At 59.4% G+C, this 11807-nt stretch carries 9 protein-coding genes and 1 pseudogene; 4 read left to right on the forward strand and 6 right to left on the reverse strand.

Features of this window, described 5'->3' with window-relative positions; all coding sequences use genetic code 11:
- Positions 1-5: 5 nt before the first annotated feature.
- A pseudogene (locus MMB48_RS11625) lies at positions 6-440 on the reverse strand (RNA helicase); the annotation flags it as partial.
- On the reverse strand, positions 343-1851 hold the full coding sequence (locus MMB48_RS06540; protein WP_409337981.1) for a TOTE conflict system archaeo-eukaryotic primase domain-containing protein: 1509 nt from the start codon (positions 1849-1851) through the stop codon (positions 343-345). The gene MMB48_RS06540 and the pseudogene MMB48_RS11625, both read right to left, overlap by 98 nt.
- A 1167-nt stretch (positions 1852-3018) precedes the next feature.
- On the opposite strand from MMB48_RS06540, the gene MMB48_RS06545 reads away from it, so the two are divergent.
- The 4 genes from MMB48_RS06545 (at position 3019) to MMB48_RS06560 (ending at position 8275) form a co-directional block, all read left to right on the forward strand.
- Positions 3019-4209: a pyridoxal phosphate-dependent aminotransferase gene (locus tag MMB48_RS06545; protein WP_032743751.1), complete on the forward strand. Its 1191-nt coding sequence runs from the start codon at positions 3019-3021 to the stop codon at positions 4207-4209.
- Between the two features lie 39 nt (positions 4210-4248).
- Positions 4249-6012 (forward strand): bifunctional ADP-dependent NAD(P)H-hydrate dehydratase/NAD(P)H-hydrate epimerase, encoded by a 1764-nt coding sequence (locus tag MMB48_RS06550; protein WP_032743750.1) that lies wholly within the window; start codon positions 4249-4251, stop codon positions 6010-6012.
- A gap of 158 nt (positions 6013-6170) precedes the next feature.
- Positions 6171-6800, forward strand: coding sequence for an HAD family hydrolase (locus MMB48_RS06555; RefSeq protein WP_012577764.1), 630 nt, complete (start codon positions 6171-6173; stop codon positions 6798-6800).
- A 551-nt stretch (positions 6801-7351) separates the two neighbouring features.
- Positions 7352-8275: a LysR family transcriptional regulator gene (locus MMB48_RS06560; protein WP_032743748.1), complete on the forward strand. Its 924-nt coding sequence runs from the start codon at positions 7352-7354 to the stop codon at positions 8273-8275.
- A gap of 154 nt (positions 8276-8429) precedes the next feature.
- Here the strand turns inward: MMB48_RS06560 and MMB48_RS06565 are convergent, their stop codons facing one another.
- The 4 genes from MMB48_RS06565 to MMB48_RS06580 all read right to left on the reverse strand — a co-directional run bounded on the left by MMB48_RS06565 (position 8430) and on the right by MMB48_RS06580 (position 11807).
- On the reverse strand, positions 8430-9551 hold the full coding sequence (locus MMB48_RS06565) for a DUF2974 domain-containing protein (RefSeq protein WP_032743747.1): 1122 nt from the start codon (positions 9549-9551) through the stop codon (positions 8430-8432).
- Between the two features lie 283 nt (positions 9552-9834).
- Positions 9835-10023 (reverse strand): hypothetical protein, encoded by a 189-nt coding sequence (locus MMB48_RS06570; RefSeq protein ID WP_013140703.1) that lies wholly within the window; start codon positions 10021-10023, stop codon positions 9835-9837.
- Positions 10024-10131: 108 nt separating this feature from the next.
- Positions 10132-10827, reverse strand: a complete 696-nt coding sequence (gene pyrE / locus MMB48_RS06575) for an orotate phosphoribosyltransferase (RefSeq protein WP_032743746.1) — start codon at positions 10825-10827, stop codon at positions 10132-10134.
- 8 nt (positions 10828-10835) lie between these two features.
- On the reverse strand, positions 10836-11807 hold the full coding sequence (locus tag MMB48_RS06580; protein ID WP_032743745.1) for a dihydroorotate dehydrogenase: 972 nt from the start codon (positions 11805-11807) through the stop codon (positions 10836-10838).

Below are 11807 nucleotides of genomic sequence, written 5' to 3' on the forward strand. Positions count from 1 at the left end.
TTGAATCAAGACAATCGTCGTTTCAGTCCATCTGCGAGATTTTCGCCGATTTTCGTATCCTTGAATCGAAGCGCACAGTCGTCACTCCTTGGATTGCCAAGCAAAGGGATGCCCCCAAACCAAATCAACCCGTCATCGATTATGGCGAAATCGGAACACGATTCGGCGGTCCGGACAATGCACCCAATAGCGCGCAGCCGATTGATATTCCGCTCCATTCGTGTTCTGGTTGCCGCCGCAGCAGTCGCCGGCAAACGAACATAAACTTCGATGAGCGCTTTCCTGTCGGCCAGTCGGAGCAATTCATCGTCAATTGCGCTGAGTCCCTGTTGCGACACATATTCAGCCGAGATAATCAGGGAACGTGCGCAACCGGCAATATCCTTGCGAAGTATCTCTGCATAATTCGTGGCCGTAACGATGCTGCCTTCGAATAATCCGCCCGGTAGGAGTCAGCAGCGGAGGTAATTTTGCTTTGACCGTCAGAAACTGCTCAAGCCGGTCACGCCATTGTTCCATCAGAGATGACGAACGGATGATGATCAATGTATTGGTTTTGCGCTTTGCTATTAGATCCGCGGCAATTACCGTTTCCCCGAAGCCAGTTGGTGCGACAAGAATTCCATCATCATATTCCAGCATTGTCTTCGCGGCTTCACTTTGTGGTGCACGGAGACTCCCGATGAATTTGACTCGAATACGTTTGCCCTGATTTCGTTCATCGTCGAATGTCACGGTGCATCCGGCATCCGTCAGCAACGCCGCAACGGATTCTCTGCATCCGCGCGGCAACAATATGCTGTCAACGGTTTCTTCGCCGCAATAGATGATGCGTGGCTTGTTATACACAGGCTGTCTCATGGCCTGAGCCCGATAGAAGTCCGGATTGGCGAACGCGGCAAGACGGCGAACGGCATTCTGCGCAAGCGGAGTCAGATTTGTCTTTGAAATTTCCAACATGCTGCGCTCAATGATGGTAATCGTCTCCGGAACGTCCGCATTAGAGAGTGGGGTACGGGAGCCAGTGCGCAAACTGCCGTTTCCCGTAGTCGGGGCTTGTTTGTCGGTCTCCTTTTCTTGGCCTACAGCATGAGGAATGGGCGAATCGAATTTCGCAAGATTGCCAAGAGGGCCGGTATTGGCGGATGCCAGTGTAGCGATGGCATTCACTTGTTGCGCCGTGATTCGTCGTACGGAATCCAAAAATGCCCACTGATCGGCATAGGGGTTGAATTGTTCGTCGACGAATACGCTATTCCCCGCATCTCTGGCCAATCGTTGCAGAGGTAACGCAATCAAATTCCCAAAGCCACCTGATGGCAGCAAATCCTGGTTGGGGAACATTCGGTCATACGAACGAAACCGAATATGCGTTTTCTGAGCGGCTTCCGATAACAGCGCAGTGCCCATTTCGCGAGCTTGTGCGGCTTCGATCTCTTCAGAGAAGAACATGCAAAGATGACCGCCATCCCCTGAGCGGGATCGTTCCATGATTGGATGTAATCCGTGGTTTTCGCACACCCGTTTGGTTACAATGATTTCCTCTTTCCACCCATCATCATCGAAATCGATGGCGAGGAACCAGACCTTGGAATCTTTGGAAAGCGGATAAAGTCCGACAACATTATGGAATTGCGAATCACGCTTTGTGAAATGGTCAAGGAGCACCTGATCTGTCAGTGGCTTGCATCGTCGTTGATCGGATGGAGTCGGCACACGCTTGCCGTTCGGCACAGTCATCCATTCATTCCACGCAGCGGGTGCATACCCGACTTTGCCGGTCTTTTTGCTCAGGAATCCGTAAGCGCACACATCATCGCGGCCGCGGAACAAAGAACGAAAAAACTGTATCTTCTGTGCCGACTAACTGCGAGCAGTGATTTCAGCCACTACGCCGTTCGATGGTGAACTCACTTGGCTCGTGCAACGACGCTGAGCCTCATATTGTTCGACGCCTGCGTTCCACTCGGCTTTAGTTGCGTACCGTAAATCATGGTCCAGTGATACTGCATGATCTTCACCGGTCTTCTCAACAGTCGCCCGGTAAGGAACGCACAGTATCACCGCATTGCCATCTCCGGCATGAGGAAGACGCCGGATAGACCGATAAAGGCTCCCTCCCAGAATCGAGATTACTGTTGTCATTTCCGTTCCCTATATATGCCAATCACTGTTGTGTTTGCGAACTCCTTCGCTCATGGTGCCGAAGATGCATACATTTGGTTATTCGCTGTTTGCGGTGGGGCGGGCATAGGTTAGTGTTTCGGGTTCGATTCCCTGTCAGAAAAATAATCGAGTGCGGGATTACGGCCGGTAAAGCTCCTGCTGTGGATGCGGATGCGCATCAGCCTTACGGTGGTGCTTTCCCAAAACGCGGATTGTACGAGGTGCGGGACGGCACGCGGATTCGGCCGTTTTCTCCCCGCCGTCCCACAGCGCTCACAATGAACGGTTGTGGCTAGTCATGGAGCTGCAGCGGGAATCGGCGTTATTCCGCGGTTTCGACAGTCGTCGGCGTGGGACGCTACGGACGTTAAACGGTTGACTTGTCTGCCATCCCGCGTTCTTGAGGGACGGCACGGACGACAAACGATTGACTTGTCTGCCGTCCCACAGATATTGGGATGCGCGCGGCCGCCTGCTGCCCATAGCGGGTGTCGGTCACCCCACCGGTCACCCCCCTGCTTCCGAAATACGCGACTCGACTTTCTGTAGGCATCATGACGGCATGACGACGGCGGACAGTCGAAAAGACCCCATGATGCCTCAACAGCCATCAACCGCAAATATCAAAAGGCCGAAAATCTATGAGACAAGCAGCCTCGGAAAGTGACCTCGGAAAACCTCAGACCCTACAAATGGCTTTATTGCAAGGGTATATGCCGGTTCAAACTCCACTAATAGAACTAATAGAACAAATAGAACAGCCGGCTTAGGCACGGCGCGGCAAATGGCGCAAACCGGCCGCGATAGTAGTAGCGTGGTGCATACCAGTACAACCATGCGAGGAGAACAGCCATGATCAATGAGGAATACAAGGCCATGCTTGGCGGCAAGTCCGTGATTCGCGAACTGAGCGAGTACGCCACGAGCCGCGGTGCCGAAATCGGCTACCAGAACGTGTTCGATTACAGCCTTGGCAATCCCTCGGTGCCGGCTCCGAAATCCTTCACCGACGCCATGGTCGACCTCTACGAAAACGGCGATCCGGTGGCCATCCACGGCTACTCCCCTTCGCTCGGTATCCCATGCGTCAAGGACGCGATCGCCGAAAATCTCAACGAACGTTTCGGCATGGCATACACCGGCAACCACATCTTCCCGACCACGGGCGCGGCGGGCGCGCTGTCCCACGCGATGCGTGCGGTGACCAAGCCGGGCGACGAGATCATCACCTTCGCCCCCTACTTCCCCGAATACCAGCCGTACGTCAAGGGCACCGGCGCCAAGCTGACCATCGTGCCGGCCGACACCGAGAACTTCCAAATCAACTTCGACGCATTCGAGGCTGCGCTTAACCCGAACGTGCAGGTCGTGCTTATCAACACCCCGAACAACCCGTCCGGCGCGGTGTATTCGGCGGACACGCTCAAACGTCTGGCCGCGATCCTGACCGCCAAACAGGCCGAATACGGCCACGATATCTTCCTGATCAGCGACGAACCGTACCGCGAAATCGTGTTCGACGGCGCCACCCAGCCCTACCCGGCCAGCTTCTACGCGAACTCGCTGACCTGCTACTCGTGGTCGAAGTCGCTGAGCCTGCCGGGCGAACGCATCGGCTATGTCGCGGTGAACCCCACAGCCACCGACGCCGACCTGCTCGTGCCCATGATGGGCCAGATCTCGCGCGGCACCGGCCACAACTGCCCGCCGAGCTCGATTCAGTTGGGCGTAGCCAAGGTCATCGACCAAACCGCCGATCTCAACGTCTACGAGACGAACATGAACCTGCTCTACGATGCGCTGACCGGCATCGGCTTCGACGTGGTGCGCCCTGGCGGCACGTTCTACATCTTCCCCAAGGCGTTGGAGGACGACGCCGTGGCGTTCTGCATGAAGGCCAAGGAATACGACCTGATCCTCGTGCCGTCCGACAGCTTCGGCGTGCCCGGATACTTCCGCATGGCCTACTGCATCGACACGGAGAAGGTCAAGCGCTCGATCCCCGTGCTCGAAAAGTTCGCCCACGAGGTGTACGGCCTGTAAACACGGACCGCAAGTAACAAACACAGGAAAGGGGTTGCCATGGAATACACCGAAGACGCCGATCGTCGCGAACTGCTGCTGCACAGCGCCTATGACTCCGATACGGTCCGGGCCATGGAGCGACCCCTGCTGGACAAAGGCGTGCCGCTGATGCGCATGGCCGCCCAAGCCGCGGCCCACATGGCGGCCGGTATGCTGGACGACGAGGATCTGGCGCTGGAGGACACGTCGATCGTGCTGCTGGCCGGGGCCGGAGACAATGGTGGCGATGGTCTGTTCGCATCCGCCGCGCTGGCTCAGGAGGGCGCGAACGTCACCGCCATCGCCGTGGGCCGGTCGTTGCATGAGGCCGGATTCGCCTCGTTCGTGCGCGCCGGAGGCAAGGTGCTGGTGCTTGATCCCGCGGCTGATATTCCCGGTTGCGTGTCCGGGTTTTCCGCCGGTGAGGCCGGCGAGCGACTGCAGACCGCCATCGCCGTGGCCAGGAAATCGCATCTGATCATCGACGCGATGACCGGCATCGGCATCCAAGGCTCGCTACGCGGCATTCCCGCCGCACTCGCCTCCGCCCTTGGTCTCGACGGCGAGGCTCCCGATGAGCCCGCCTTGCCGAACCGTGAGTCGTCAGGCGATTTTCCGCTGGTACTTGCTGTGGATACGCCATCCGGCGTCGGTGTGAACGATGGTTCTCTGCCCGGCCCGTACATTCCGGCCACGGTCACGGTCACGTTCGGCGCGATGAAGCCGTGCGCGGTGCTGCCGCCCGCCACGTTCGCCTGCGGCCGTATCGAGTTGTTCGATTTCGGATTCGATATCGACGACAAGGATCCGGACGTCGAGGTGGTGGATAATTCGTTCGCGTCCGACGCGGTCCGTCTCCCCCGGTTCGAGGATTCCAAATACTCCCGTGGCGTGGTTGGTCTGGTGACCGGCTCGCAGCGCTACCCCGGTGCCGCCGTGCTCACCACCAGCGCCGCCGCCCGCGCGAACACCGGCATGGTCCGGTATCTGGGCCCGGAGCGCGCGCAGAACATGGTGCTCACCGCACTGCCGGAAGCCGTGATCGGCAAGGGACATGTGCAGTCCTGGGTCGTGGGGTCCGGCGTGCCCGAGGCTAGCGTCGAGGACGCCGACGGCGATATGCAGCGGGACACCATCGCCGCATTGCTCAAGCATTACACGCTTGGCAGCGAGGATGAGAACAAGGACGCCTACGATATGCCGCCAATCGTGGTGGATGCCGGCGCACTTGACCTGCTGCCGGAGCGTGTGCCCGGCCAGGTGGTGATCACGCCACATGCCGGCGAGATGGCGAAACTGCTCAACCGGTTCGAAACCGCCGCCAGCACCGCGGAGCACGCCGATTCGCACGAGCCGTACACCGCCGACGACGTGCGGTTGAACCCGTTGGCCAGCGCGAAGCGCGCCCACGAGCTCACCGGCGCCACCGTATTGCTGAAGGGCGCGGTGACCATCGTGGTGGATGAGGACCACGTCTATGCGTCGGGCAGCGCGCCGGCCTGGCTGGGCACCGCCGGCGCGGGCGACGTGCTGGCCGGTCTGACCGGCGCCCTGCTCGCCCAGCAGGATGACGTGGCCACCACGGCCGAGACCGTGGCCTCGGCCGCATACCTGCATGGCCTGGCGGCGGCGATCGCCTCCGAATCCGAGCAGCAGGGCTGGCAGGAGCCGGAACTGATCGGCCGCGAGCATCACCAGCGCTTCATGACGCTCGGCCACCCGATCGTGGCCGGCGACGTGGCCCACGCCATCCCCGAAGCCATCGCCGACGTCATCGCATAACCTTGTTGACCTCCCTCTGACGAGGGAGGTGTCTCGGCAAAACCAAGACGGAGGGAGAGAAACATAAGCCTCAAACTCCACATACCCCGACCTATACACAAACTCCGTACACTAAATCGCAGACCCCACCCAACGACCCAAACACACAAGGAACCATCATGGCCAACTCCCCCATCACCGACGTGATTTTCGACTTCTGCGGCGTGCTGCTGGACTGGAACACCCGCGCATGCCTGGAAGGCCGATTCCCCGATGAGATCGTGGAACGCATCTGCGCCGACGACGACCCCTGCGGCTTCTTCCACTACGAGGATCGTATGGACGCCGGCGAGGATTTCGCGGACATCTACCCGGATGTGGTACGCGAACAAGGCCAGGAACTCGCCGACATCTTCAAGTTCTACATCGGCCACTACGCGGACGCGCTGCCTCGCACACTGCCGGGCATGGTCGAACTGCTGGCGGATTTGAAGGCCCACGGCTACGGCGTATGGGGTCTGACCAACTGGTCGCATGAGACCTTCCACCTGGCCTTCGAGAAGTACCCGCGCCTTGAACAGCTGTTGCAGGGCACCGTGGTCTCCGGCGTGGAGAAGATGCACAAGCCGAACGCCGACATCTACGAGCTGGCCCTGACCCGTTTCGACCTCACGGCCGAGCGCTGCGTGTTCTTCGACGACACCGCCAAGAACATCGTCGGCGCCAACGAGGTCGGCATCCACGGCATCCTCTTCGAGAACGCGTTGCAGGCACGCGAATCGCTCGCCGAACTCGGCGTACGCCTGTAAGTCGCCAGACGTTGCATCGCGGCATCGGACGGCGAGCCGATTATTGACGACGATCCAACCCAATGCCGCGCCGAATACAGCAACCGGCTTATTCCGCCGAGTCCGCGCCCTTCAGCCCGGTATACAGCGTGTAGTACCGCCCGTGCGATGGCGAGCAGCTGGCGCTGGCCTCGGCTCAGCGCCGCGCTTGCGGGCGGTCGGGTCGTTTTCGGACGGCTTGACTTCCGGATAGCTGAAGTCGACGTCGTTGAAGCCTATGGACCCATCCTTGACGACGGTGACCGGCGTTTGGCGGCCGGCATGTTACACTGTTCGGTGAGCACTTCGACGACGCGGCGCGCGGAGGCCGACGACATCGTGATCATCACGATCGTCATGGACAGCATCCCCAGACTCATCAGAATGTTTATGCAGTACATGAACAGACTGGTCAGATCGCCGGCGTTCAGGTCGCCCGCGATATGCGAGGCGTCTCATATTGTGTCGCCATAGTGGATTGATGAGGTTATAAACCCGTGTGGCGACCATCCCTAGCGATATAAATAGACTTTATGACACTGCTGCAGCTGAAATACATCGTCAAAATCGTCGAGTGCGGCTCGATGAACGAGGCCTCCCATGCCCTGTACGTCTCCCAGCCGGCCCTGAGCTCGTCGGTCAAGGAATTGGAGAACGAGCTGGGCATCGAGATCTTCACCCGCTCCTCGCAGGGCATCGCCCTGACCGTGGACGGCGCGGAATTCCTGACCTACGCCCGCCAGGTGCTCGACCAGGCCGACCTGCTCGAAGAGCGCTACAAGCACGCCAAACCACGCAAGCAGCTGTGCCAGGTCTCCACCCAGCACTACATGTTCGCCGTCGAGGCGTTCGTGGAGATGATCAGCTCCATCAAGTCCGACGAATACGAGTTCACCATCCGCGAGACCCGCACGCGCGACATCATCAACCAAGTCGCCAACATGCAGTCCGAGATCGGCATCATCTACCTGTCCGATTTCAACAAGGACGTGATCGGCAAACTCCTGCGCGAGAAGCACCTCGAATTCCACCCGCTCTTCCGCGCGCCGCTGCACGTGTCCATCTCGCGCAACAACCCGCTGGCCGCCAAGAAGGTCATCACCATGGAGGACCTGAAACCTTACCCGTTCATCCAGTACGAGCAGGGCGAGGAAGGCTCGTTCTACTTCTATGAGGAAGCGGTCTGGCCGGAGTACTCCCCCAAGCAGATCAACGTGACCGACCGCGCCACGATCCTGAACTTCATCATCGGCCTCAACGGCTACACGGTGTGCACCGGCATCGACAACGGCGACCTCAACAACGAGAAGATCGTCACCGTGCCGCTCGACACCGACGAAACGATGTTGGTCGGCTGGATCACGAACGAGCGTTCCAAGCTCTCCAAGGCCGCCGAAACCTACCTCACCAAGCTCAAGTCCGTAGTCGCCGATCACGGCTACAAGCTCATTGATTAGGAGTAAGTAAAACAGGCATGGTCAGCAGTGAGATATACTGCGATTAAGCCAACCCCGCTGGGGAAATGGAAGTAAGAGCCGGCCCCTGAGTATCTCAGGGGCCGGCTCTTGCGCTATTGAGACTGACTGGCACAACCAGTTTGATGGCCTCCGACTACTTGGCCGAGATTACCGATGTGGCGGCTGTCGCGGCGAAGCCTTTAAGCACTTCAATCATCACGTCGCGATCTTCGACATCAATGTTGCGGGCCGCGGCGAGCATAATCGGCAGTGACTGTGTCAAATGCGAAGTGAGGTCGCCGAATGTGTCGTATCCGCCAGCCTCGAAGATGGCAAACAGGTTTTCGATGAACTTGCGGCGATGCTCGTCGTCGTATTTTGCCATCCATCCGTTGATCGTGCGTGCCAGGTATCGCGCGCTACTTGTCAGTCCATCAGCCTGTACGAATTGGCCATGATCGACTTGCCAGTGCAATGCGAAATGCTGCATGATGCTGGCACCGTCGCTGCTGACCACCGTATAGCCGTCTTCCACATGCTCGCGGGTCTCAAACAGCATGCCGATGATCGACGAGCCCGGTACCGATTTATGGATCTTCGACGCAATGCGTACGTACCCGTCTTCATCGAAGAACACCTCATCGAATCCAGGCCCATCGTGCGAATATACGACCGTGATACGTTCCTGAATCTCGCTAGGCACATTGGCCGCCGCATACACCGCCAGATTGCCGCCTTTGGAATGGCCGCCGACCATAATCGGCCCGGCCCAATGGCCAGCCAGCTCAGTCAGATAACGCGCGGCGGCCTCCTGCGAGGCGACCGCGCGGCGGAACGCCATCATGAAGTCCTCTTTCCACCCGACGATTGAGCTGTCGGTACCGCGAAAAGCCACATAGAGCGTGCCGTTACCCAGTTCGAACACGCAGGCCGAGAATTGCTTGGTGGTTTCGGCATCGAATTCGTCCACGTATGCGCCCACGCGTAGGTTCCTCCAACGTGGGCTCTCGCTCATCGCACGTAACAGATCGATATTCATCGAAGGCGACCACACCTTGCCGAACATGTCGTCATAGCATTCGGCGCGTAGCAGGTCGCGGATGGAGACCGCGGGAATCATGCCGCTGGCGTCCGCCGAATCCTCGTGATAGCGCGGCACGTTATCCGGCATGCGCGCGTAGGCCAGCTGGGACAGGGCGAGACTGTCCGCCTCGGTGAACGGCAGTGCGGCGAAAGTGTCGAAATGTTGCCGAATATCGTCGGTGATGTTCCCCATAGCGGCCTTCCTTGTTCGAATGCAACGAACCTACGGTAATTCTACGCCGAGCGGGTTTTCATCACAGGCGAGTCGGTCCCAGAGTTTAGAACCCTATCTCGCCTTCAAGGGGCTGATTTGGCCTTCTGGAGACATTTATCTCCGTTTCAAGGGGCTGTTCATCCGTCATATCCCGAGTATGAGCGGCATCACCCCAACGTCATTCCGCCATTTTCATGCTGCTTCTACTTGGGCATCAGCCCCTCGAAACGGAGATAGCATCAATTTAGGCCCAGATTGCCCGTTACAGCATCGGGTAATACTTACCGTGATCGATTTTGGCGGCGATATCACGTAATTCGGCAGCATCTCGGCGGTCTTCTTCATTACCTTGCGACAACTTGTTCGCTTTGCTGTCCAGATGATGCTCGATGCCGAAGTAACTGCATATCCCCACGAGCGCAAACAGCCCTATACCAACTAACCAGTTCATAGCACGCTCCTTGCCAAAGCTTCTGCCTTAATATGGTACTGCTGTTCATGGAACGTAATAAAAAAGAGCGGGCTCGCAAGCCCGCTTTTGGTTTTAGGTTGAAGACGATCAGGCGCCGTATTCCTCAAGGTAGGCGGCGGCGCGCTGCTGGATGTCGTGGCTGAGCAGCGGGGTGCCGTCGGGGTTCTTCATCTTGGCGGCGGCGTCGAAAATCTCGCGCACGTTGGCGATGGAGAGCACCGGGAAGCCGAATTCGGCTTCCACGGCCTTCACGGCAGACAGGTCGGAGTCCTTGGTCTTCTCCATGCGGTCCACGGAGAGCACGAGACCCACGACCTCGACGTTCGCCTCGGCCTTGAGTTTGGGGATGACTTCGCGCACGGCGGTGCCGGCGGTCATCACGTCGTCCACGAGCAGCACCTTCATGCCGTCGGTCAGCGGGGTGCCGACCATCCAGCCGCCGTCGCCGTGGTCCTTCTTCTCCTTGCGGTCGAAGGTGTATCCAACGGTCATGTTGTGGCCGGCGTTCAGCGCGATCGCGGTGGACACGGCCAGCGGAATGCCCTTGTAGGCGGGGCCGAACACGGTGTCGATGTTGCGGGGAATCGTGTTGTGCACGATGGCCTGGCTAATCTTTTCGGCGTAGAACGCGCCGAGCGCGGCGATCTTCTTGCCGTCGTCGAAGGCGCCGGCGTTGATGAAGTACGGGCTCTTGCGGCCGGACTTCAGCGTGAAGTCGCCGAACTTCAGCGCGTTGGATTCCAACAGGAATTCAGTGAAGCGATGTGCGAGTGTTTCTGCCATGATGTTCCTTACCTCCAAGTCTGTCCTGCGGCCAGTTTAGCAGCGAGTTCGGGACGGCTGTCCAGCAGGTCGTCGAGTTCGCGGGCGACGCGCAGCGGGGCCACCGGGTCGAAGAGCGCGGCCGCACCCACTTCGACGGCGTTCGCGCCGGCGTACAGGTATTCGAGCGCCTTCTCGCCGCTGTCGATGCCGCCGAGGCCGATGATCGGAATCTCCGGCAGTGCGGTGCGCACCCGGTAGACGGCTGCCAGGCCGACCGGCAGCACGGCCGGGCCGGATACGCCGCCGGTGATGTTGGCGATGATCGGCTGGCCGGTGCGAATGTTAATGCGCATGCCTTTGAGCGTGTTGATCATGCTCAACGCGTCGGCGCCATGTTCCACGGCCGCACGGGCCGGCACGGTGATGTCGGTGACGTTCGGCGTGAGTTTGACGATCATCGGCTTGTCGGTCATCGGGCGCAGCCTGTCCATGAGGTTGGCGAGGGCCACCGGGTCGGTGCCCACGCTCATGCCGCCGGCGGAAATGTTCGGGCAGCTGACGTTGATTTCCAGCATGTCTGCGTTGGAGTCGGCGAGCTTTTCCACGACCGCCGCGTAATCGTCGTCGCAATGTCCGGCGACATTGGAAATGACGAACGCGCCCGCGGCCTTGAGCTTGGGCAGGTCCTCGGCCAGGTAATGGTCGATGCCGGGATTCTGCAGGCCCACAGCGTTGATGTTCGCGGCCGGCGATTCGGCGGTGCGCGGCGAAGGATTGCCCTCCCACGGCACGGGCGAGGCGCCCTTGGTGCATACGGCGCCGAGCTGGCTGACGTCGTAGAACCAGCGGACAGCGGCGTGCTGGAAGGTGCCGGAGGCGGTGCCGACCGGATTCTTCCATTCCAGACCGGCCACCTTGGTGTGGTGCTTCCACACGTGGGGCTCGTACAGGTTGATGTGGTTGTCGCTGCCCTGCGCGGACTGGTTGTTTGCGGTCAT

The sequence above is a fragment of the Bifidobacterium sp. FKU genome (genome assembly GCF_026016385.1).
GTDB lineage: Bacteria > Actinomycetota > Actinomycetes > Actinomycetales > Bifidobacteriaceae > Bifidobacterium > Bifidobacterium infantis.